Source organism: Exiguobacterium sp. s83 (assembly GCF_018617095.1).
Classification (GTDB): Bacteria; Bacillota; Bacilli; order Exiguobacteriales; family Exiguobacteriaceae; genus Exiguobacterium; species Exiguobacterium profundum.
On the sequence record NZ_JACSJP010000001.1, the window covers coordinates 804,736 to 826,709 of the forward strand.

Consider the following 21,974-nt stretch of genomic DNA (forward strand, 5'->3'; position numbering starts at 1 on the left):
AATTGGCGCCTTTACTCTTTCAAATCAGGAAAATAGCTGAAGAATGTCTCTGCTCCTGTGCTCGACAATTTGAACGTCTGCTTTCGCTTTGGATCGGTTAAGTACACATCCACCTTTTTCGAGCGTCTCTGAAAGCTTAATTGAAACTCCTGACCGACCCACCCATCGATGATCGTAAGCAGCGAATACTCCTCTATCTCCCCTTCTCGCTTGACCGCTTCTGCCTCATCGATTGCATCGATCAAATCAGACATCTCGATTCCTGCAGCCCGCAGCACGTTCGGATAATCAATCGTTACCTTTTCGTCTAAAGGAGTTTTATGGACGAACACGAACGGACCACTTGGTACGGCGGGATTCGATTCCTTGTCCGCTTCGATCGATTCATTCGTCGCAAATTCGCGATCCGTGTACGTGAGACGGACGTCTTTCGTCACACGCTTCCCGTCCTCAATAAAAGAGAACGTGTAGAGCGGTGTCTCGACCCCGGGTTCGAGCGATTTTGCCTGTAGTACCCGCTCAACTTTGAGCCCTTCAAATTGCTTTGGTTGCTGCTCTGGATGCGAATAATCATCTTTTGTTATAAGGACAATCGGGTCATAAGAAAGTAACCCACCTTCCGACTTAGCGAAAAAGTAAGCCTCTTTGGATTGTTCGTCGTAGCCGAGTGCGATTGTCATGCTTCCCATTTGCGCGTGATAAGGCTCAATGATTGAGAGCGGTAAGATCCCTTCGTCCTCTCCGATGGTTAAATGGATACTTCCATTCAAGGAAGGGGTCACTTGAATCATCGTTTCGTCAATGAGATTGACGGGATCCTCGAAAACATCGGAATAATCGCTTTCCTTCAAACTCTCTTCTTGTTCCCGAGTTCCATTTGCAATTGTCGGGTTACTTGGAATGTTGACACCTTCAGAAGCCTGTACAAACGAAGGGAACTTCTCAACAAGTCCGACTCTCATCTTTGGAGAAAAGCCGTCCTGACAAATGACATAATTCTGTTCGCCTTTTACATACGTCACTAGCTTATAGGCATGTGCATCGTAGTCGGAAATCATGGCTTTTCGGTTCAAGACATACGAATGATAGACCGTGACGTCCTCAGGGATTTGGGGAACCGGGTCATCGGTGCATGCAAGAAGTAAATCGCTCGCCCACGTCTCCGACCCGGTAGTAAAGCTGTTCATGTCTCGTACATCCCATTGTGATGGCATATGATCCAGTTTGACGACCTTTACCTCTTCACCACCACAACCCGATAATATTCCAACTGTACATAAAGTGAATAATAGTCGTTTCATCATGATTTTTCGTACTCCGGGAAAATATCCAAAAACACTTCCGCCCCTTTACTAGATAATTTAAATGTCTGCTCGCGAAGCGGGTCTGTCAGATAGATGTCGATTTTTTTTGACCGCTGTTTATAGCTGATTTCAAATTCTTGCCCTTTCCATCCATCCATCAACGTCAAGTATCGATAGTCTGCAGGCTCACCTTTGCGGCTGACCGGTTCTGCCTCCTTCAATACTTCCATGACTTGTTCAGATTCTTCCGTCGAGATTTCAATAAAATCAGGATAAGCGAGCTCATTTCCATCAAACGGTTTCCGGTGTGAGACGACTCTTGGACCATCTTCTTGGGCCGGCATCCACTCTTCATACATCGAATCGGGTTCTTCGCCTTCTTTCAGCAACGTACCTTCAACAAAGCGAACCGTCATCGTTTCAGTCACGGGTTCACCATCCCGCATGTAATGGAACGTATATATGGGAACCGCTTCTCCTTTTTTTATCTCTCCAGGTTCGATGATGGTGTCGACGCTTAACTCTTCAAAGGACTGTTTTTCTATTGACGCAGGATCCTCTAGTTCTTCAAACTGTAATTGCTGATAAACAAAGCGTTCATTGAATGAAAAAAGAATATACGGTTGAGATGTTTGTCGATCGAGTCCGATGGCAATCTGTCGATGCGGCATATCGGTTCCGATTGGTTGAAAACTAGTGAGCGAATGTCTCGTCGCATTACCATCGAGCTCTAGTTCAAGCTCTCCGAATAGTGCCGGTTCAATTTCAAGCAATGTATCTCGGAACGGGATGATCTCGATTTCATCGATTTTCAGTCCGTCTGTTTTCATTAGCTTGTCCTTTGAGGACGAAGATGTTTGATGAAGGCTAGGTAATCGGGGGACGCTGATTCCTTCAGATGTATTCACAAAATCCGGAAACTTATCGATTGTCTTCGCCATCCATTGATTCGTATAATCTTCTCGACATACGACATATCGTTCGTCACCTTCTAAATAGGTAACTACCTTCATCGAGTACGGATCCATGGATGACACGACCCCGTTTCGCCCTGCGAACACTGTCTGATATACAGTGACATCTCCTTTTAGCTTAGTCGTTCGTTCGCCCTCACACGCCTCGAGCACTTCTCTCGTTTCGTTGACTTGAACAAATTCTCCTTCTTTCGTATAACTCTCGAGATTCCATTGATTTTCTATGTAATCTAGTTGAATGACTTCTATATTAGATGCCCCACATGCGCTTAAAAATGAAGCACTAAGTAACATCATGATTCCTCTTTTGTACAAAATATCTCCTCCTATAATCTCCTCATCCAATTTTACCATTATCTAACTATCCTATACGAAAAAAAATCCGCTCACGTTTCATGAGCGGATGGTAGAACAATCATTTACTTTGGTCGATGGCACGTTGCAATCGGGACTCGACGTCTAACGCGACGGCTTGTAACGATTCGTCATCGATGAGGCGAATTAATTCAGTCGGTCTCGGCATACCGATTTGGGTATGGTCGTCTTTTTCGAACACCGCGATTTTGCATGGAAGGAAGTAGCCTCCTTCTAACTGTTGCGACAGTACTTCTTTTGCCGCCTTCGGATTGCATACTTCTAAGATACGATACTTCCCATCAATCCTCTGTCCCTTTTTCTCGAGCGTCTCACTCAAATCAAAGTCCCAGAGCACCCCGAATGATTCTTCTTTCAATGCTTCTCCGAGACGAACGACAACGTCATCCACGGTACGGTCAGATTGTACGGTATAGTCAAACATCTTCATTCCTCCTCATGTGGTTACTCATGAAATCTGAACCCGAACGAAATCGTCCTCAATCAAAAGAAACTGTATGTGATTTGAAACATAATCACGCACTCGAACGTATAAAAGGAGATAATAGTTAGAACCAAACTGATGTAAAGGAGAAGTGGTTGTCGTGACGGTCACAGTATTCACGCATACGAGCTGCAGTTCTTCCAGAAAAACGATTGATTGGTTACGGGAACAAAAGATTCCCTTCATCGAAAAGAAATTGACAGACCAAGGTTTATCCTTCGGAGAATTCAAAGAGATGTTAAGCCTGACGGAAAATGGGACGACGGACTTGTTGTCGGTCCAAAAGAGTGTCTATAAACAAGCGGCAGAGAAACTAGATGAGATGTCGATTCGTGAGCTATATAGCTTCGTCGCCTCGAATCCTCAAATCCTGAAAAGTCCGATCGTCTTCGACCATCATCGCATCCAGGTCGGTTTCAGTGAAAAAGAGATTCGGACGTTCATCCCGAGACATGACCGCATTGCTGAACTGAAACGTCTGCTCCATAACGCATAAATCGTGTCGCTTTCGCGACACGATTCTTTTTATGCCTTTTTCAATTTTGCCGCCAGTCGATTCCCGAAGGATTGGATGGACTGAACGAGGAGGATGAGGACGAAAATGGTCACGTACATGACTTCCGGTTCGAAACGAAGGTGTCCGTATTGATAGGCAATGTCCCCTAGCCCACCTGCCCCGACGAGTCCCGCCATCGCCGTCGCTCCAATCAACCCGATCGTCGCAATCGTCAATCCGAGAACGATAGAAGAACGTGCTTCACGGATTAACACATACCAGATGATTTTTCTCGTCGAGATGCCCATCGCTTCATACGCCTCGATGACCCCGCGGTCGACTTCGAGTAGTGCCGACTCCATGAGTCGCGCAATATACGGTGCGGTGAAGACAATCAAGGGGAGCAAGACGCCCTGCACGCCGATTGTCGTCCCCATGATGAACCGTGTGAACGGTAAGATGAAGAACAACAGAATGATGAACGGGATGGAACGGATGACGTTGATAACGCTCGATAAGCCACCATAGACGAATCGGTTTGCGAGTCTGCCTTTCGGTCTCGTCAAAACGAGCAACGTCCCGAGCGGCAATCCGATCAAGGTCGAGATCAAAAGCGCGATGCTCGTCATCGTCAACGTTTGAACCGTTCCTGTCCAGATTAAGTCACCCCAGTCTGTCCAAAACTGTTGCATGGTTTGACACCTCCCTCACATGTACGCCGCTCGTCTTCAAATAACGGACGGCGAGTTCCGTTTGATCATGATCCCCGTCAAGATGGACGAGCAAGTTTCCGACAAGCCCCGCCTTTAACTTCTTGATTCCGCCTCCGATGATGTTCGGTAAAATGCCGAACCGCTTGGTCAATTGTGCTAGGACTGCTTGTTCCGTCTGACTGCCGATGAACGACAAATGGACGAGCGTTCCGCGGGTCTGGAGTTCTGAGACGACTTCTTCCGGCACGTCGAGGTTTGTCTTGAGAAACTTCTGGGTCGTCTCGTGTGACGGATTGGAGAAGACGTCTAGTACGTGTCCTTGTTCAACGATTTGGCCACGATCGATGACGGCGACCCGGTCACAGATTCGTTCGATGACTTCCATCTCATGTGTGATCAAGAAAATCGTCAATCCGAGCTCGCGATTGATTTCGAGCAGTAACTCTAAAATCGACTCGGTCGTTTCAGGGTCGAGCGCACTTGTCGCCTCATCACTGAGGAGAATATCAGGCTCATGGGCGAGCGCTCGCGCAATGGCGACACGTTGTTTCTGTCCACCCGACAATTGTTCAGGGTAATGGTTCCGATGTTCGCTCAGTCCGACGATTTGGAGATAGCGGTCGACCCGTTCACCGATGATCTGCTTCCCCAGACCTTCGAGACGAAGCGGGATGGCGACGTTCTCTTCGACGGTCGCAGTCTTCAGCAAGTTGTAATGCTGAAAGATCATACCGATTCGCTGGCGTAACGTCGACAACCCTTTCTTTTTGAGGAGCGTGATATCTTGTCCCTCAATCTCAACGACCCCTGAAGTCGGGCGCTCCAAAAGATTGATCATCCGGATGAGCGTACTCTTACCGGCACCACTTCGTCCGATGATTCCGAAGATTTCCCCTCTCTCAATCGTGAGGGAGACATCATCGAGTGCCGTGATCGTGTCTCCGTTGACCTTGAACTCCTTGGTGATTTGTTTCAGTTCAATCATAAGACCCCTCCTTAAAACGCCGGCACGACCGAACCATTGAATTCTTCTTCGATGAAGGCACGTACTTCCTCTGAATGATAGTAAGACTTCAGCGTTTTCACGACTTCATCTTCTTTATTGGCTGAACGGACGACGACATAGTTCGGATACGGATTATCGACCGTATCTTCATGGAAGAGGGCATCTTCGTTAATGGATAGACCCGCTCCCATCGCGAAGTTCGTGTTGATGGCTGCGAGTGCCACTTCCGGGAGTTGCGTCGGCAGTTGGGATGCTTCAAGTTCAATAAATTCGAGGTTGAGCGGATTCTCAGCAATGTCGCGCTTCGTTGCTTTATCCGTCAATCCTTCTTTTAACGTGATGAGTCCGGCCGTTTCGTATAGTCGTAACGCACGGAGTTCGTTCGCCGGGTCATTCGGGACGGCTACTTTATCGCCCTCCTTTAAGTCCTTGATATCCGTCAACTTCTCTGAATAGAGCCCCATCGGGAAAGCGACCGTCTTGAAGACGTCGTCAATCTTATATCCCTTGTCCGCTTTTTGCAGTTCGAGGAACGAGAGCGTCTGATAGCTGTTCACGTCGAGACTTCCTTCGTCGAGAGCGGTGTTCGGGGTGTTGTAATCATTAAATACTTTGATATCGATTTCGAGCCCATCTTCTTTTGCGAGCTCCTGTACTTTCTCGGCGATTTGCTCGTGTGGTCCACCAGTCACGCCGATCGTTAGCTCTTTCGTGCTTAGCGTCTCGCTCGCCTCGGATTGTCCGCACGCCGAGAGTGCGATGGCCGCAAGGATAGATGTACCTGCCAAAATGGTTTTTTGTTTAATGTTCATGAATGATTCCTCCTCCAAATGAAAAGCCCGCTACTCAAAAAGAGCGGCGGGCACGACACGTGGAAGTCGGACACGCTCATCTCCCAGACGTCTCGTCTGTTGGAATTAGCACCATGATCATTTCTGATCTGGTTGCCGGGTTTCATCGGGCCAGTCCCTCCACCACTCTTGATAAGCAATCGGTTCTATTATTTTGTTATTATATTACTGATAAAAGAATTATTTGTAAACTATTTCTTGAAGATTTCTTAAAATTTCTTTTAATCGTTCAGCATCTTCAACCTTGTGAATGCCTTGAATCGTCATTTCTTCGACGACATAATCGACCAACTCATCGATTTGGTCAAATCGAATCCCAAGTTGGTCAAGTGACGTCGGAGCGGCAATCGCTTGTAGCCAATTGTCGAGGAATGAGGCGTCTTCGGATGAGGTCAATCGTTCTTGAACGATCAGCCCGAAGCCTACCTTGTCCCCGTGCAACCAATGATGCGTCGAATCAAAACGACTGAGTGCGTTATGCACCGCATGGGCGACGGCGACTCGGGTGCCGGCGTCACCGAATCCACCAACGGCACCACCGATGGCGAGGACATGATCGACGATAGATCGGATGTCCGTGCCATAATGGCGAAAATCATCTTCACGAATGGACAAATCCATCAACGCTCCGCATTGCGCCGCAAGTGAGAGCCCCGACTGAATCCCTGCGTCCCTTGATGTTGTTCCGCTAATATATCGAGCCTCGAACCACTTTGCGACCGTATCGATGACACCAGCCTTAAAATAGTCGTAAGGTGAATCACGTAACAGTCGTTCATCCGCGATGACGCGCTCGATGACGACGGGGAACGTATCATATCGTAAATATGTACCGTCTTCTCCATAGATCACGCTGAGCGGGGTGAAGGCGGCACAGTTTGACACAAGTGTCGGAATGACGATGAGCGGGACCGACTGGGTAAATGCAATCCGCTTCGCCGTATCAATCAATTTACCGCCACCGACGGCAATCCAGACGTCAGGTCGATGCGCTTTTAGTCGTTCGACTTCTTCGTCTGAACATTCCCCCTTGAATCGTACGCTCGGAATTTCTGCTAGACGAGGAGACACGCGAATCGCTTCACCGTATCCGTTAAATCCTTTCAAAACGAGTGCATCCCGATTCCCAATCAGTGAGTAAAGTTGATCGAGCGCATCGTTCGAATGGTCGTATTCCAGCACCGCTTGTCGAATCATTGATGGACCTCCTCATAGGCTGCAAACAGTCTCTCAATCCGTTCTACCGCTTCATCAATCTTCTGTTCAGACGACACGAGACCAAAGCGGATGTGGTGCTCCCCCTCCGTTCCAAAAAAGTAGCCCGGTGTGACGGCGACGCCCGCCTCATGTAGTAACTTCGTCGAGAATGATTTTGCATCGCCTTCAGGCACTCTCGCCCATACGAAGAAAGAACCTTTTGGTGCCTCAATCTCCCACCCTGCCCGGCGTAACCCATCAATCAATCGGTTTCGTCTTGTTTCGTAAAGCGAGGCTAGGTCGTCACGTATGTCACGCGGGGATTCTAACGCCACGATGGCTGCCTCTTGAATGGCAGAGAACACAGAGACGTGGACATGATCTTGGTACGTATTGATCGCCTCGATGATATCTGCATTTCCGACTGCGAACGCGACACGCCATCCCGACATGTTGAACGCCTTCGACATCGTATACACCTCAATCCCGATTTCTTTTGCCCCGTCTGCTTGGAGAAAACTTGGCGGGACATGCCCATCAAAGCCAATACTTCCATAGGCGAAATCGTGTACGACCATCAAATCATGGTTTGTGGCGAATTTAACCGTCTCCTCAAAGAAGGCTGGCGTCGCGACAGCGCCGGTCGGATTGCTCGGGTAGTTCAAATACATGAGTCGTGCATGAAGCGGATCGAGCGTGGTGTAATCCGGGAGATAGCCGTGCTCTTCCTTCAACGTCAAATCGATGATGTCCGCTCCGGCGAGACGCGCTCCCGAGATATAATCGGGATAGCCAGGGTTCGGGAGCAAGATGCCTTCACCCGGCTCAAGAAGACACTGAGGCAACGTGATGAGACCCGATTTGCTGCCAATCAAAATCGCCACTTCTTTTGCTGGGTCGAGGTCGACTCCGTATTCACGTTGATAGAATGCGGCCACAGCTTCTTTTAGTCGAGCCTGTCCCCGGAACGGTCCGTATTGATGGGTCGTCGGGTCGGTCAATGCTCGTTCAAGCGCTTCACAAATTGGAGCTGGTGTCGGTAAGTCGGGTGTGCCTTGTCCGAGTCGGATGACGGTCTTGCCACTCGCCTCGACTGCCGCGACTTCTTCTGCTAATCCGACAAAGTGTTGTGTCGGTAATGATTTTAATAACTTGGAACGTCTGTCTGCCATGATGGGTCCTCCTAATACGAAAAAACACCCCTTTCTGAGGAAAGGGGTGCTCGATACAGACGTATGTAGTCAACCACCTTTCCATCTCTCAAGGTCACCTTGCTGGAATTAGCACAGTATTTTGCAATCTGTTGCTGAAGCTTCATCGGGCCAGTCCCTCCGCTTCTCTTGATAGAAAGTGTCATTCGTTATGTAATTTTTGTATGTCCCTAAGTTAACCAGACATTCCCAACGGTGTCAAACATTTTTTTAAAGAGAACATCTATTGAATCCTTTTCAAAAAACATTCATAGTAAAAGAGTAGAAAAATTATATTTGTATGAGGGGATAGAGCATTGGAGCTTAATCGTCAACTTATTTGGAAACTGAGTGTAATCGGACTGATCTTGCTCGTCTTATGGTGGGTCATCAGTGAACCGGATACCATCTCACGTGTCTTACAATACACGTTTCAGTTACTGACCCCTATCATCATGGGGATCGCCATCGCCTTGTTACTCAACACCGTACTCTCTTATATTGAAGAACGGTTCCACTTGAAGCGATATCAAGGACTACTCATCGTCTATATCACGTTCATCGGCATCTTGGCGATTTCGGTCGTCACGTTGTTCCCGCGGATTTACTCGAGTCTGTCATCACTCATCAATGAGTTACCGGTTTATATCCGTCAAATCGACGTGTTTTTAGGTGAAGTGAACAATTACTTGAAAGACTATAACGCGACGATCGCCCAAGCGATTGATTTTGCGCGCTTCGAGGATCGTTACTCTGGATGGGTCGAGACGGCCGTCCTCTCTTCCGTTAGTTATGTCTCTAGTTTTACAATGACATTGATCAACTTCTTGATTGGGATTGTCATCTCCATCTATTTGTTAAAGGACAAAGAAGTCTTCGCTCGTATGTTCAAGCGTCTTCTCTATGCGCTTTTACCCGTCGGCACTGCGAAGACGACAATCGATATCTTTCAAGAGATGGATTATATCTTTAAGCGATACATCATCGGGAAGTCGCTCGACTGTCTGATCATTGGAGTGCTAGCAGTCATCGGACTCTTGATCATCGGGGCCCCATATGCCCTACTTCTCGGAGTCATCGTTGGTGTCTTAAACTTCATCCCCTATGTCGGACCGCTACTCGGGATGATCCCGGCGTTTATCATCACTTATTTCTATGATCCGTTCACCGCCGTCTTGGTACTCTTGTTCATCTTCTTGTTACAGCAGTTTGACGGATTGTGGCTCGGACCGAAGATTCTTGGAGATAGTGTCGGCATCACACCATTTTGGGTCATCACATCGATTATCATCGGAGGAAGTCTGTTCGGCCTCGTCGGGATGTTCGTGAGCGTGCCGATCACGGCCATGATTCAAGTCGTCCTGTCTCGCCTCATCGATTATCGACTGAACCGAAAAAATCTCAACGAATTACTTTGATTCACCTCATAAATTTGTTGACACATTGAGGAAATGTGTCATACAGTTGAAGAGAAGAACACAATTAACAGAAAGGAGAGGTTCCCATGTCAGTAGTATCTTCGAAACCATTCACTCAAGTTCATACTGATTGGCAGGCACCTCTTCGATTGATTCATATCTAAGTCGCCTGCCTATCGAGGCATGCATAAACAACGTGGGACGTCGTATGCCTTCATGCATATGACGTCCCTTTTGTGTCTAAAAATTAAATAAAGCAGGTGACCTGTATGTTTCAATCACTCAAGCGGCTCGACCGCAACATTTGGATTCGTTTCTTAGGGGAGACGATTACGGGAATCATGATGTTCATGATCGCCCCATTCCTTGTTCTCTATTATAGTGACCAGTTAGATAGCTACCTTCAAGTCGGAATCATCATGGCGACTGGCCCGATCATGGCGCTCCTCGGTTCGATGATCGGAGGACGTCTAGCAGACCTGTATGGTCGAAAACCAATCATGATGATCGCAATCATTGGGGACGCACTTGCCCTCATCGGATTTGCGTTCGCCGACTCGTTCTGGCCGCTTCTTTTATTGAACGCCATGCTCGGACTGACGAACTCGCTCTTCCACCCTGCCGCAAGCGCGATGGTCGCCGATGTCACGGAGCCAGAGCATATGAACGAAGCGTTCGGACTTTTACGGATGGGACATAACATCGGCGCTGCATTCGGTCCACTTCTTGGTAGTGCGGTGCTGTTCATCGACCGCGAGCTCATCTTCTTTGCGGCGGCATTCGTCTTTGGACTATATGCGATTGCGCTCGGCACGTTCATACATGAGTCGTTGCCCGAGTTTACGGAAGATGAGACTCCAAGCAACCGGGAAGTGTTGCGCGTCTTTTATAACGATCGCGTGTTTCTCGTCTTCATCTTTGCGGGTATATTCATATCAATGGGATTCTCCGTCGTCGAGAGCATGCTACCACTCTTTTTAAAAGAATCGCTCCCGACGTATACCGCACAACAGAACCCATTCCCGTATCTATTAGCACTGAATGGAATCATGGTAGTTCTTTTCCAGTTCCCGATTGCTTCAAAACTCGGGAACAAGCCGTTCGGTAAGGTCATGTTAGCAGGAGCGACCGTATTTGGTATCGGTATGATCTTGCTTGCGATTGTGCCTAGAGCCTTGTTCGCACTCGATACCCCTTACGTGCCACTCGTCGGGATCTTACTCGCCGTTTATGCGTTTTATACGTTAGGTGAGATGATTATGTCCCCTGTTCAGCAGACATTCATCGCCTTGATCGCACCAGAGAATATGCGTGGTGCCTATAACGGTGCAGCGAGCATCCAATGGCTGATCGGCGGTGTCACGGCACCAATCATCGCAAGTCTCTTTTTTGACAATCGTGCCGGACACATCGCTTTGATCCTCATCGGTGGAGCGAGTTGTTTATCAGGCATCATCTATTGGCAGCTCGGACGTCATGTCCAAGCGACGGAAGCAAAGCAAAAGACGGCTTAACCGCTCATTGACCACACTCTCTGATTTCGGAAGTGTGGTCTTTTCATTCTTTTCATCTTTATTAAAATTTGAAATTATCATTCAATTCACTTTACAATCATAATAATCCTTTTTATGATAAAACGGTTAAGGAGGGATCTTTCATGGAAAGGATCGATAAACAAACAATCGTGGATAGTGTTCCACAAAAAGGCTTCTTCGGACAACCGAAGGGGTTGTTCACTTTATTCTTCACTGAATTTTGGGAACGTTTCTCGTACTATGGCATGCGGGCAATCCTCGTATTCTATATGTACTATGAAGTCTCTGAGGGAGGACTCGGTCTCGACCGAAACGTCGCACTCTCAATCATGTCCGTATACGGCGCGCTCGTCTATATGTCCGGGGTCATTGGGGGATGGCTTGCAGACCGGATTTTCGGGACGTCTCGCGCGGTATTCTACGGTGGTGTGTTCATCATGCTCGGACACATCGTCCTCTCGATTCCAGGTAGCGTCGTCTTCCTGTTTATCTCCATGGCGTTGATTGTCATTGGTACCGGTTTATTGAAACCAAACGTATCCAGTATCGTCGGAGACATGTATAGCGAGACGGATCGCCGTCGCGACGCTGGATTCAGTATCTTCTACATGGGAATCAACTTGGGTGCGTTCATTTCACCACTCATCGTCGGTCAAGTACAAAAAGACTATGGATTCCACTGGGGCTTTGCGCTCGCAGCCATCGGGATGTTCGTCGGACTCGTCGTCTTCGTATTGACACGCAAGACGAACCTCGGCTTAGCTGGTTCGTATGTACCGAATCCATTGACGCCTGATGAGAAAAAGAAAACGATTAAAATCGTCAGCATTGTCACCATTGGAATCGCTGTTTTACTCGCAATCTTGATTCCACTTGGATGGTTCACGATCAATACGTTCATCTCACTCGTCGGGGTGTTCGGTATCGCGATTCCGACCATCTACTTCATTATCATGTATCGTAGCCCGAAAACGACTGAGATCGAGCGTTCGCGAATCATCGCCTACATTCCGCTATTCATCGCCTCGGTCATGTTCTGGGCAATCCAAGAGCAGGGCGCAACGATTTTGGCGAGTTATGCTGATACACGAACTGACTTAGAGTTCTTTGGGTTCACGTTGTCACCAGCATGGTTCCAATCACTGAACCCACTGTTCATCATCTTACTGGCACCGGTCTTCGCTTGGTTATGGGTCCGACTTGGTGACCGCGAACCGAGCATTCCGACGAAGTTTGCTTTCGGGATCTTGTTTGCCGGGATCAGTTTCTTGGTCATCCTGCTCCCTGCATACTTCAGTGGTCCAGATGCCCTCGTCAGCCCACTCTGGCTCGTCTTGAGCTATTTCATCGTCGTGTTGGGAGAACTCAGTTTGTCACCGGTCGGTTTGTCGGCCACGACAAAACTCGCTCCAGCTGCCTTCTCGGCTCAAACGATGTCGCTCTGGTTCTTATCAAACGCTGCTGCACAAGGGATCAACGCACAGCTCGTCAAGTTCTACACACCTGAGAATGAGACGCTATACTTCGGGATTATCGGTGGCGTCGCCATCGTCTTAAGCTTGATTCTGTTCGCACTCGCACCAAAAATCAAAGTGTACATGCGTGGAATCCATTAACCATCAAAAACGCCAGCCGATCGAATCGGCTGGCGTCATTTTTATTTTCGCACTTGAATGAGTGACAAGTAGCGATCGATCATATTGTGGTTAAAGTAGTCATGGAAGTTATCTTGTTTCAGTGATTGGATCGATTCATGGAATGTCGCAGGCAGTGATGCGATTCCTTGGCTCTCGATTTGCTTCGCAGAATACTCGAACAAGTCATCCTCGTTCGGAGAAGACGGAACGAGCTGTTGCTCGATTCCTTCAAGTCCCGCATAAATGAGCGCGGCAAGTGCCAAATATGGGTTCGCACTCGGGTCAGGATTTCGGACCTCTACACGAGTCGCACTTCCACGGGAAGCGGGGATTCGAATCATCGAACTGCGGTTCGATGGGCTCCAGCATATATTGACAGGTGCCTCGAATCCAGGAACGAGACGCTCGTATGATTCCGGTAGTGGATTCGTGAAGATTGCTGTGGCACGGGCATGCTTCAAGATTCCCTCGATGAAATGACGCGCCGTTTTCGACAATCCGTAATCCGCATCGACTTCGTCGAACGCGTTGGTCGTCGGATTTCCAGACTCATCATTCTTCCAGACAGAGATGTTCAAGTGCATTCCAGAACCATTCACATCACGCAACGGTTTTGGCAAGAATGAGACGGATGCCCCTTTCTCCTTCGCCGCAATCTTGACGATTTCTTTAAAGAACTGAATGTTATCCGCCGTATGGAGTGCATCATCATACTTGATGCCAATCTCATGTTGCGCAGGAGCGACTTCATGGTGAACAGCCTCAATATTGAACCCGACACCGCTTAGACGGTTCGCGATGTGCTGTCGCACTTCATATCCTTTATCCTCTGAACGTGTCGAGAAATATCCGGCCTCGTCATAAAATTCTCCGTTCTCGTCAAAGATGAAGAATTCCGGCTCTGCCCCAACGAATACCGAGTAGCCATCACGTGCTGCACGTTCAAGTGCATCCTTCAATACATTACGTGGGTCGTATTCATATCGCTCTCCCTCCGGAGTGCATACGTCACAGAAGAATGCCAAAATATTTTCCTCGCCGTCTTGCTCATACCGTGGACGATCTAAATCCGGTCTCAAGAATAAGTCTGAGTTTTTGATGGAAGAGAACCCGTTGATTGAAGAACCGTCAAACATCGTTTTTCCCTCAAAGACTTCAGGCAACAATTTTGCCGAAAGCGTCAAGAGTTTTAAATCACCGAGAACATCTGAGAAATAGAGATGGATTTGGGTGATGTTTTTCTCTTGTACCGTTTTCTCAATATCTTGTTGCTTCTTTTTTGCGTCATCCTTGTCTGTTCCGAATAGATTTGCCATGATTCGTTAAAACCTCACTTCAATAGATTTGACAGGCAAGCTGTCTTTACGCACCGTTCGTACGCTTCTCTATAGTTCATAACCGAGTTCGATTTTTTCTAAACATGGAATTTCAGCAAAGGCAAAGTGGCTACATGCGACAAGAGTTGATATGATGGGTAAAGAATGTCACAGAGAGGGAGAACGCGATTGCATATTTTTATGACTGGTGGAACCGGATTTTTAGGAGGGCGACTCGCCAAAGAATTGATTCAGCGGGGGCATCGCGTCTGCATGTTGGCGCGAACACCGGAGAAGGTACAAGCACAATTCACCGCTGAAGAACAAAAGTCGATTGATGTGTTACCAGGCGACTTGACGTCACATGCGCTCGGTGCTAATGAAGCGTTCATCGAGACATATAGAGGGAAGATTGATTTATTCCTACACATGGCTGCACTCGTCAAATTCGATGAAGAATTGCGCGATGAATTGTTCGAGACCAATTTGACCGGGACGAAAGAGGCCCTTCGCTTGACCAAGCTGATTGACTGCCGTCGCTTTTTCCACGTGAGTACGGCCTACACACTTGGCACTAAAGAAGTTGGCGGGGAAACACTGTACGACGTGTCGCAATCTTTTTTGAATCCGTATGAAGAAAGCAAGGCACACGCCGAGCAGGCGGTCTGGGAGTCACGGGATGAGCTTGATGTGTCAATCTTCCGACCGGCCATCATCGTCGGAGACTCGAAAACAGGAGAGGCTGACTCAAAATTTACGATGTACGGATATATGCGTGCTCTCGAACTGTTCAAACGGAAATTGGAACGACGTGGGCATGACGTCGAGTCGATTCGATTGATTGGCTCAGCGACAGGTACATCAAACCTTGTCCCTGTCGATTATGTCGCGGATGTACTCCTCGCTGCCATCGAGCATGCGAAGGCGGGTACAATCTATAACGTGACAAACGACGCACCACCAAAAAATGAAACGATGCTCGACTATATGAAAGAGTCGTTAGCATTCCCGCATTTAACAATCACGGAGACACCGACATCGACACTCAGCTCAGTCGAACAGTCGTTCAACGATATGGTGAAAGTATTCAATCCGTATTTGAACCGGAATATCACGTTCCGTGACGACAACACGAAACAATTGCTACAGGATGCTGGATTCGCTCCGCTCCGTCTCGATCAAAAATCGTTACGTCGCATCGTGAATGCCTATTACAAAGCAAAATAAAAAAATGGACCGATTTTTCCGGTCCATTTTTTATTTATCGCAAACTAACACGATTTTACCATCTTTGATTTCACGTTCGAGTGAATCCACCATCTCTTTTGTGAGTCCAAGACTCTCCATCTGTTCCATGCGATCTTCTGAATTGCTCGTGAATTTCGAGAGCAACGACTCGAACATTCCTTTTTCCGGAATTCGATATGGTTGTACCCCGGCCTCTGCTGCCAATCGAACGGTCAATTCCTCATCTTTGGCGAACAAATAGATATGCTCATTCACACATCCGCCTGACACCATCTCATTCACTTCATGGTCCACCGTCGTCATATCATTCACTACTCTTGTCTCTAACATGCCCCATCCTCCTAAACGTTCACAGTCATGGTTTTCACTGTTTTTGTTATTCCCGAAAAATGAGGTGGTAAACATCAAATCAACTCGATTCTTCGTTCATCGTCCATTCTTCGATGGCGAAATGTTGCACGATCCCCTTGATGCGATCATGTTCCCCTTCCATTTGAGTCTGCCCCTCTAATCGAGCGGTCACCATGAACTGGCAATCTATTGCTCTTATGCGAGATATGCGATACCCTGCTTGTTGCAACAATCCAGCGATGATCTCGATTTTTTCTCTCTCAACTGAACGGAATGTATGCATCCAACCCACCTCTTTCTGTTTCGTTCCTTATACATACTATCATATCGTTTCTAGTGTGTGATGCTATACTATGGATAGAGAAAAGGAGTGAATTCTGTGCCAAAACAAGACTTGAATACAATCATGCTTGAATATTTGAATGAAAAAGAAGATTATGAAGCGTTTGCCACAAAGTTGAAAGCACTCCTCAGTGAATTGTTGACAGAAGCTGGCATCCAGTTTCATTCAATCGTTGCCCGTGCCAAAGAAGCGGACAGTCTATATGCCAAACTTTCACGCAAACCTTATCAATATCGTTCATTACGAGACGTGCAAGACTTGGCCGGGATACGGATCGTGACATACTTTCATGACGACGTACGCGCCGTCGCGCAAATCTTGGAAGATGAATTCACCATCGATCGTGAACAGTCCATCGACAAGTCGACATTGCTCGATGCCAATGAATTCGGTTATCTTTCCGTTCATTATGTCGTGGAACTGAGTGAGAAACGCCTTGCGCTCGGTGAATATCGCCGTTTCGCAGAAAAAGAAGCGGAAATTCAAGTCCGCTCCATCTTACAACATGCATGGGCAGAGATTGAACATGACCTCGGCTACAAAAATCCGAATGCCGTGCCGCCTGAAATTAAACGAAGTTTCAGCCGGGTCGCCGGACTCTTGGAGATTGCCGACTCCGAGTTCGTGAACATTCGAAAACAATTGCGGACATTCGAACAGGAGACGGTTGAACAGATTCTCGACTCCCCTGAAAAAGTGACCATCACACGTGATAACCTGAATTATTATATCGCAAATGATCAAACGGTTGAGAAGCTAGACAACGCGATTTTCCAGAGCGAATGGTTGCTCGAGACCGATCTCTCTGCCATTGTCGAACTGACCCGAATGTTCCATTACGCCGATATTCGTACGTTTAAAGATTTGAGCGATACGCTCTCCACTTACTTCACACAGGCAGTTCAGTGTGCGACATTACTTCCATCTTCCCTCTTGCCGAGACAAGGGATGGGTGTCGTTTATGCTGTTCTCGCTAAACTGTTAGCGGAAGGTGATGACCCACAGATTGAATTTTTCTTTAGACGGTTCTATCCGGACTTGAAACATTATGAAGACATCATTCAACAAATTCGGGCAAAAGACGAGCCCCTATAACTTTACAGACAACATGTTTTTAATGTAGAATGTTTTTATGTTCTGAAGTATATATGAATAATATTATCGCCAGGAGGTAGTTTCGAGGATGACAACACCCGTACAGACCGCTTCACGTCGACAGCTCGTCGCAGACGCTGAACGTGGTATCCGGATGAACTATCGTGGAGTGAAAAAAAATCTCCGTTCGATGTTCTCACAGTATTTAACCCGCAATGAATTCTTCATTCTACGTTCTCTTTGTCAACAGAGTCCTCAAATCGCCTCTGCTCTGTCAAATGAGTTTCAATTTTCAGCTTCGATGATCACTGCGCTTGCCGATGAGTTGACGAAAAAAGGGTTGATCTCTCGCGAACGCAGCGAGCGTGACCGCCGTGTCGTTGAACTTCAGGCAACGGATGAAGGTCGTGAGTTGTTTGAGACGTTAGAGAGCATGAAGATTGAATATTTGATGGATGTCTTCACTGATTTTTCAGATGACGAACTCATTTTACTCTCAAAATTATTAGATCGTATGGATGCTTAAATCCGACTACAGCCCTTCATCTTAACGGTGAAGGGCTGTTTTTTGCGAAAAAAAGAGATGCGACCCATCGGTCAGCATCTCTTCATCTTTACGTTTCAATCAGGTTGGCCGTGACCACGATCCGGTCCCGATACCCAAGATTCTCGTCATACGGTCCTGCACAAGTGATCAATTGAATACGCTTTGACTGAGTCGCCGCAAAAATGGAAGCGAGCGGCACTTGGTCGAGGCGATACTGTTTCACACTGACCACTTCATACGTTGCGACTTGGTCTTTCCGTTGGAGCGTCACCAGTTCTCCGATCGGAAGTTGATCCAGATTCGCAAAGATAGCTGGACCATTCAGATCATCTAGATGACCCGATAGGACGACATTCCCCGTTGCGCCTGCTTTGGCTCCGTATTGATACCAACCGACTTGATTCACGTCAGACGGTGTGTCCATTCTTCCAGCCTCATCCTTCCCGACCGCTTCAATCGATGTATCAACATCGATTGAAGCTATGACCAGCCGGGCAGGGACGAAACTGTTCGAATGAAACGTTTGTCGATCTACCTGCTTCGAGGTCAAGACCTGCGGTTCGGCAAATTCAGCCGTTGGCATCACGAACGGTTTGTCAGGAGCTTCCGCTTGAGCGCTCCATACGAGAAATGTGATTGTTCCTAAGAAAATCAGTTTAAGCGTCTTGCTTCTGACGACGAAAGACGTAGAATCCAGCTGCTGCCGCTCCAACCACTGCTGCCGCGAGCAACCAGTTCATTGAAGCTGTTTGAGCAAGACCACCTTGTCCTGTTTCAGGAGCCATTGCCATTTCCCCACCATCAGCGGCGAGAAGGACTTCAAACGCTGGTTCTCCTTCAAGGAGTCCGATTGCGAATGCTGTATAGTTTTTGCCACCTTCAAGTGCAACACCGTCAAGTGCTTTGACGACGTCAGTCGCTCCAGCGGGGCGGACTTCAAGGTCATACGTTCCAGCATCGAGTGTGCCGTAATCACTTACTGCTTTGAACTCGAGGTTTGAGAAGAGTGGGTCGCCACCTTTAGGTGCGACATCAACCGCTGGTGCATCTGGTGCGAAGTGAGCGACACGAACTTTCGATTTACCATCTTCAAAGTTTGCATCGTCTTCCATTGCGGCGATTTCGATGTTTTCAAGTTGACCGATTGCAGCGGCTGTATAGAACTTGCCTGCCTCGATTGAAAGGTCTGCTGCGACGACGACTGTTTCAGCGTCACCTGCCGGCTTGATTTCAACGTTGTAATCGCCTGCAGGAAGTGTCAAGTAGTCTGTGAGATCCTTGAATTCTGCTCCCTCGACCGCGACTTCCCCATCCACGTACACGTCAACTGCCGGTGCATCAGGTGAAGCATGTAGCACACGGACCATCGCGTTTTCATGTCCATCCGCGCTAACCGGTAAGACGAAAGCGAAAGCCAGTGCTAGAGTACCCAGTAAAGACATCAACTTCTTCATGTGAAATTTCCTCCTTTTGATCTTTGGTAACCCACAACGTGCATACAACAAATGTGATGCAGTGCTACATGGTGTGCTACATCTGATTGCTATGTAGCTCGGTGACATCTTAAACTTAAGACAATCCGACAATGACGTAAAGGGGACACTATGCACAGAATGTGCTCCGATATGCTAACGGACGAAAGCGCTACCTTTACATAAAAATCTAGTTCTCTTCCACCCAAATACAAAACCACTTAGTCGGCGACTAAGTGGTTTTGTATGCCCATTCGATATCATTGACAAAGATGGCATCGACTTGAAGCGCCATACAACGTTCAAGTTGATGTTGTGTTTTAATCGTATACGGTCTGATCGGAATCCCTCGACCTTGCAACGAGCGTACTTCTTCGTCTGTGATGCGATCGATGTGTGGGTGGACCGAATCCGCTCCGACGAATCGAAGATATCCGGAAATGTCATAAAGCGGCTGTGCAAGCAGAATGGCCGCTTCGATATCCGGTCTCATCTGTTTCAATCGGTGAATGGTTTCATGATTGAATGAGGAAAAGAGAATGCGGGTCGCATCAATTCCAGCGGATTCAATAGAGTCGATGATGCGAGATTCGATTCCTTCATATCGATGGACATCCGTCTTCACCTCTAAGTTCAAAATGACCGATTCCTCTTTCACCAGTTCGAACAGCTCCTCGAGCGTAGGGATGTGTTCTTCTAGACTATGACGTACCCCGGCATTGAACTGTTTGAGCTCATCATAGGTATAGAGTGAAACTTGCCCTCTTCCGTCGGTTGTCCGTTCGAGCGTCTCGTCATGGATGAGGACGAGGACGCCGTCCTTTGTCATATGGACATCCGTTTCAATCCCATCTGCTCCGGTTTCGAGTGCGAGCCTGAATGCCGACATCGTATTCTCCGGACGATGTGCCATCACGCCACGATGTGCAAATCGTTTCATTTGGCAACTGTTTGATATTTCTTCGTCAAATATCGAACGAGCGGTTGGACCGAAATCGCTTGACCCGTCACTTGTTGAATGAGTTCGTTCGGGGTGAGACGTTTTCCATATTGATGAACGTTCTCCTGTAGCCACGCTTTGACCGGTTCAATTTCACCTTCTGCAATCAACGTCTCGAATTCCGGAAGAGCTGATTTCAACGTTTCAGTCAATTGGGCCGCATAAATCAATCCGAGGGCATAGCTCGGGAAGTATCCAAACGAACCGCCTGCCCAATGGACGTCTTGGAGGACTCCTTTGGCATTCGACGGGACATCGAGTCCGAGATACTCTTTATACTTTTCATTCCATGCCGCAGGAAGCTCATCGACGGACAACGTCCCTTGGATGAGTGCCTTCTCGAGCTCATAGCGGATGATGATGTGTAGACTGTATGTCAATTCGTCAGCCTCGATCCGAATCAGAGATGATTTCGCTTCATTCACACCTCGATAGAAAGTGTCGAAGTCGATTGCAGCGTATGCCGGATGAAGCGATTGTAGTTTCGGATAGACGCGACGCAAGAACGCTTCGCTTCGTCCGATGAAGTTCTCAAAGAAGAGCGACTGGGACTCATGAATCCCCATCGACGCACCGCCACCTAGCCCGAGTTCATCGAGCATCGGGTCGATTTGCTGCTCATACGTCGCGTGACCCGCTTCATGCATCGTACCGAACAGTGCATTTCTGAAATCTGCTTCATCATACTTCGTCGTAATCCGGACGTCGCGGCGGTTGATGGTGATTTCGAACGGATGTACTGTCGCATCCAATCGACCACGTGATAAATCGTAAGCGACGACATTCATCCAGTCATGACAAATGGTTTCTTGAACATCCGCCGGCATCGACCAGTCCAGAGAGAGCGATTCTTTTGGGAGCTGCTGGATGAGAGGAACAAGTTCGTCTCGGAGCGAGGCGAACAATTCGTCTAAGAGCTCGACCGTCATGCCCGGTTCGAAATCATAGAGCAATGCATCGTACGGATGTTTCTCATAGCCGAAATATTCCGCAAATTTTTGCTGGAATTCGATAATCTGTTTAAGGTATGGAGCGAACATGTCCCAGTCGTCCTGTTCTTTCGCCTTTTCCCATGCCGTCTCGGCTTCCGAAACGAGTGTTACATATGCTTGATATTCATTGTGTGGAATCTTGGCATTCCGTTCGTATTGCGTCTTCGCGATTTCAAGTGACCGCGCCTCGACGTCAGATAAATCCTTTTCATCTGCCATCCGTTCTAGTAAAGAAGCGAACGACTCACTCGTCTGTCGTTTGAACGCCTCAGTCGATAAATAACCGATCGTTTCTGCCCGAAGCGGTGCCGACTGTTCCGGCATTTGTGTACGCATGTCCCAATACAAGAGCGAGATCGCCTCATCGAAGGAACGCAGTTGCTTAAAATGTTCACGCCATTCTTTTGTAACTTCCATCTGTCTTTCACCC

22 protein-coding genes and 2 riboswitches are annotated in these 21,974 nt (G+C 47.8%); of the genes, 7 read left to right on the plus strand and 15 right to left on the minus strand.

The window, feature by feature from the left end:
- Positions 1-11: 11 nt before the first annotated feature.
- From KNO73_RS04155 to KNO73_RS04165, 3 genes are all read right to left on the minus strand, one after another.
- Entirely contained in the window at positions 12-1,301 is a 1,290-nt protein-coding gene (locus KNO73_RS04155) for a hypothetical protein (RefSeq protein WP_251024841.1), read from the minus strand.
- A complete protein-coding gene (locus KNO73_RS04160; protein WP_214684238.1) occupies positions 1,301-2,593 on the minus strand; it encodes a hypothetical protein in 1,293 nt (430 codons plus the stop codon). Before KNO73_RS04160 ends, KNO73_RS04155 begins: the two co-directional genes overlap by 1 nt.
- A 100-nt stretch (positions 2,594-2,693) precedes the next feature.
- Complete coding sequence (locus tag KNO73_RS04165; RefSeq protein ID WP_078146938.1) at positions 2,694-3,077, minus strand: DUF302 domain-containing protein; 384 nt, start codon at positions 3,075-3,077, stop codon at positions 2,694-2,696.
- Positions 3,078-3,237: 160 nt separating this feature from the next.
- On the opposite strand from KNO73_RS04165, the gene KNO73_RS04170 reads away from it, so the two are divergent.
- Entirely contained in the window at positions 3,238-3,633 is a 396-nt protein-coding gene (locus KNO73_RS04170) for a Spx/MgsR family RNA polymerase-binding regulatory protein (RefSeq protein WP_012726343.1), read from the plus strand.
- Positions 3,634-3,662: 29 nt separating this feature from the next.
- On the opposite strand, the gene KNO73_RS04175 is transcribed toward KNO73_RS04170, so the two are convergent.
- The 5 genes from KNO73_RS04175 to KNO73_RS04195 form a co-directional block, all read right to left on the minus strand.
- Positions 3,663-4,325, minus strand: coding sequence for a methionine ABC transporter permease (locus KNO73_RS04175; RefSeq protein WP_214813116.1), 663 nt, complete (start codon positions 4,323-4,325; stop codon positions 3,663-3,665).
- The gene (locus tag KNO73_RS04180) at positions 4,297-5,331 is read right to left on the minus strand and encodes a methionine ABC transporter ATP-binding protein (RefSeq protein ID WP_215112114.1); all 1,035 of its coding nucleotides are present in this window, start codon (positions 5,329-5,331) and stop codon (positions 4,297-4,299) included. Before KNO73_RS04180 ends, KNO73_RS04175 begins: the two co-directional genes overlap by 29 nt.
- Before the next feature lie 11 nt (positions 5,332-5,342).
- Positions 5,343-6,164, minus strand: a complete 822-nt coding sequence (locus KNO73_RS04185; RefSeq protein ID WP_215112115.1) for a MetQ/NlpA family ABC transporter substrate-binding protein — start codon at positions 6,162-6,164, stop codon at positions 5,343-5,345.
- Between the two features lie 73 nt (positions 6,165-6,237).
- Positions 6,238-6,342, minus strand: a riboswitch (SAM riboswitch).
- 41 nt (positions 6,343-6,383) lie between these two features.
- The gene (locus KNO73_RS04190; RefSeq protein ID WP_215112116.1) at positions 6,384-7,400 is read right to left on the minus strand and encodes an iron-containing alcohol dehydrogenase; all 1,017 of its coding nucleotides are present in this window, start codon (positions 7,398-7,400) and stop codon (positions 6,384-6,386) included.
- Positions 7,397-8,572 carry an aminotransferase class I/II-fold pyridoxal phosphate-dependent enzyme gene (locus KNO73_RS04195; RefSeq protein ID WP_214684227.1) on the minus strand — a complete coding sequence of 392 codons (1,176 nt, stop codon included), beginning with the start codon at positions 8,570-8,572 and terminating at the stop codon, positions 7,397-7,399. Before KNO73_RS04195 ends, KNO73_RS04190 begins: the two co-directional genes overlap by 4 nt.
- A gap of 78 nt (positions 8,573-8,650) precedes the next feature.
- A riboswitch (SAM riboswitch) is annotated at positions 8,651-8,750 on the minus strand.
- A gap of 157 nt (positions 8,751-8,907) precedes the next feature.
- Between KNO73_RS04195 and KNO73_RS04200 the strand changes: the two genes are divergently transcribed.
- From KNO73_RS04200 to KNO73_RS04210, 3 genes are all read left to right on the plus strand, one after another.
- Positions 8,908-10,008: an AI-2E family transporter gene (locus tag KNO73_RS04200; RefSeq protein WP_215112117.1), complete on the plus strand. Its 1,101-nt coding sequence runs from the start codon at positions 8,908-8,910 to the stop codon at positions 10,006-10,008.
- A 269-nt stretch (positions 10,009-10,277) separates the two neighbouring features.
- Positions 10,278-11,522 carry an MDR family MFS transporter gene (locus KNO73_RS04205; protein ID WP_214731532.1) on the plus strand — a complete coding sequence of 415 codons (1,245 nt, stop codon included), beginning with the start codon at positions 10,278-10,280 and terminating at the stop codon, positions 11,520-11,522.
- 143 nt (positions 11,523-11,665) lie between these two features.
- Complete coding sequence (locus KNO73_RS04210; protein WP_214684223.1) at positions 11,666-13,159, plus strand: peptide MFS transporter; 1,494 nt, start codon at positions 11,666-11,668, stop codon at positions 13,157-13,159.
- Positions 13,160-13,200: 41 nt separating this feature from the next.
- On the opposite strand, the gene KNO73_RS04215 is transcribed toward KNO73_RS04210, so the two are convergent.
- A complete protein-coding gene (locus KNO73_RS04215) occupies positions 13,201-14,496 on the minus strand; it encodes a glutamine synthetase family protein (RefSeq protein WP_047795294.1) in 1,296 nt (431 codons plus the stop codon).
- Positions 14,497-14,685: 189 nt separating this feature from the next.
- Between KNO73_RS04215 and KNO73_RS04220 the strand changes: the two genes are divergently transcribed.
- The gene (locus tag KNO73_RS04220; protein WP_078146947.1) at positions 14,686-15,723 is read left to right on the plus strand and encodes an SDR family oxidoreductase; all 1,038 of its coding nucleotides are present in this window, start codon (positions 14,686-14,688) and stop codon (positions 15,721-15,723) included.
- A 30-nt stretch (positions 15,724-15,753) separates the two neighbouring features.
- On the opposite strand, the gene KNO73_RS04225 is transcribed toward KNO73_RS04220, so the two are convergent.
- Together KNO73_RS04225 and KNO73_RS04230 are read right to left on the minus strand one after the other, a co-directional pair.
- Entirely contained in the window at positions 15,754-16,074 is a 321-nt protein-coding gene (locus KNO73_RS04225; RefSeq protein WP_078146948.1) for a YflT domain-containing protein, read from the minus strand.
- Positions 16,075-16,153: 79 nt separating this feature from the next.
- The gene (locus KNO73_RS04230) at positions 16,154-16,387 is read right to left on the minus strand and encodes a hypothetical protein (protein WP_215112118.1); all 234 of its coding nucleotides are present in this window, start codon (positions 16,385-16,387) and stop codon (positions 16,154-16,156) included.
- Between the two features lie 87 nt (positions 16,388-16,474).
- On the opposite strand from KNO73_RS04230, the gene KNO73_RS04235 reads away from it, so the two are divergent.
- Entirely contained in the window at positions 16,475-17,533 is a 1,059-nt protein-coding gene (locus KNO73_RS04235) for a GTP pyrophosphokinase (protein ID WP_270812121.1), read from the plus strand.
- An 88-nt stretch (positions 17,534-17,621) separates the two neighbouring features.
- Positions 17,622-18,059, plus strand: a complete 438-nt coding sequence (locus KNO73_RS04240) for a MarR family winged helix-turn-helix transcriptional regulator (protein ID WP_012726357.1) — start codon at positions 17,622-17,624, stop codon at positions 18,057-18,059.
- 88 nt (positions 18,060-18,147) lie between these two features.
- Here the strand turns inward: KNO73_RS04240 and KNO73_RS04245 are convergent, their stop codons facing one another.
- The 4 genes from KNO73_RS04245 to KNO73_RS04260 all read right to left on the minus strand — a co-directional run bounded on the left by KNO73_RS04245 (position 18,148) and on the right by KNO73_RS04260 (position 21,961).
- Positions 18,148-18,792 carry a class F sortase gene (locus KNO73_RS04245; RefSeq protein WP_251024842.1) on the minus strand — a complete coding sequence of 215 codons (645 nt, stop codon included), beginning with the start codon at positions 18,790-18,792 and terminating at the stop codon, positions 18,148-18,150.
- Entirely contained in the window at positions 18,737-19,534 is a 798-nt protein-coding gene (locus tag KNO73_RS04250) for a DUF4397 domain-containing protein (RefSeq protein ID WP_012726359.1), read from the minus strand. Before KNO73_RS04250 ends, KNO73_RS04245 begins: the two co-directional genes overlap by 56 nt.
- Positions 19,535-19,784: 250 nt before the next feature.
- A complete protein-coding gene (locus tag KNO73_RS04255) occupies positions 19,785-20,492 on the minus strand; it encodes a glycerophosphodiester phosphodiesterase (protein ID WP_078146951.1) in 708 nt (235 codons plus the stop codon).
- Positions 20,489-21,961, minus strand: a complete 1,473-nt coding sequence (locus KNO73_RS04260) for a carboxypeptidase M32 (protein WP_078146952.1) — start codon at positions 21,959-21,961, stop codon at positions 20,489-20,491. The genes KNO73_RS04255 and KNO73_RS04260 overlap by 4 nt, the downstream gene beginning before the upstream one ends.
- Positions 21,962-21,974 lie beyond the last annotated feature (13 nt).

What these genes read in the sequence shown, in the direction of transcription:
- KNO73_RS04255 (WP_078146951.1), bottom strand. Translation starts at nt 20,492, where the DNA reads ATGAAACGATTTGCACATCGTGGCGTGATGGCACATCGTCCGGAGAAT.
- KNO73_RS04180 (WP_215112114.1), bottom strand. Translation starts at nt 5,331, where the DNA reads ATGATTGAACTGAAACAAATCACCAAGGAGTTCAAGGTCAACGGAGAC.
- KNO73_RS04225 (WP_078146948.1), bottom strand. Translation starts at nt 16,074, where the DNA reads ATGTTAGAGACAAGAGTAGTGAATGATATGACGACGGTGGACCATGAA.
- KNO73_RS04215 (WP_047795294.1), bottom strand. Translation starts at nt 14,496, where the DNA reads ATGGCAAATCTATTCGGAACAGACAAGGATGACGCAAAAAAGAAGCAA.
- KNO73_RS04155 (WP_251024841.1), bottom strand. Translation starts at nt 1,301, where the DNA reads ATGAAACGACTATTATTCACTTTATGTACAGTTGGAATATTATCGGGT.
- KNO73_RS04195 (WP_214684227.1), bottom strand. Translation starts at nt 8,572, where the DNA reads ATGGCAGACAGACGTTCCAAGTTATTAAAATCATTACCGACACAACAC.
- KNO73_RS04250 (WP_012726359.1), bottom strand. Translation starts at nt 19,534, where the DNA reads ATGAAGAAGTTGATGTCTTTACTGGGTACTCTAGCACTGGCTTTCGCT.
- KNO73_RS04205 (WP_214731532.1), top strand. Translation starts at nt 10,278, where the DNA reads ATGTTTCAATCACTCAAGCGGCTCGACCGCAACATTTGGATTCGTTTC.
- KNO73_RS04190 (WP_215112116.1), bottom strand. Translation starts at nt 7,400, where the DNA reads ATGATTCGACAAGCGGTGCTGGAATACGACCATTCGAACGATGCGCTC.
- KNO73_RS04165 (WP_078146938.1), bottom strand. Translation starts at nt 3,077, where the DNA reads ATGTTTGACTATACCGTACAATCTGACCGTACCGTGGATGACGTTGTC.
- KNO73_RS04210 (WP_214684223.1), top strand. Translation starts at nt 11,666, where the DNA reads ATGGAAAGGATCGATAAACAAACAATCGTGGATAGTGTTCCACAAAAA.
- KNO73_RS04175 (WP_214813116.1), bottom strand. Translation starts at nt 4,325, where the DNA reads ATGCAACAGTTTTGGACAGACTGGGGTGACTTAATCTGGACAGGAACG.
- KNO73_RS04240 (WP_012726357.1), top strand. Translation starts at nt 17,622, where the DNA reads ATGACAACACCCGTACAGACCGCTTCACGTCGACAGCTCGTCGCAGAC.
- KNO73_RS04185 (WP_215112115.1), bottom strand. Translation starts at nt 6,164, where the DNA reads ATGAACATTAAACAAAAAACCATTTTGGCAGGTACATCTATCCTTGCG.
- KNO73_RS04260 (WP_078146952.1), bottom strand. Translation starts at nt 21,961, where the DNA reads ATGGAAGTTACAAAAGAATGGCGTGAACATTTTAAGCAACTGCGTTCC.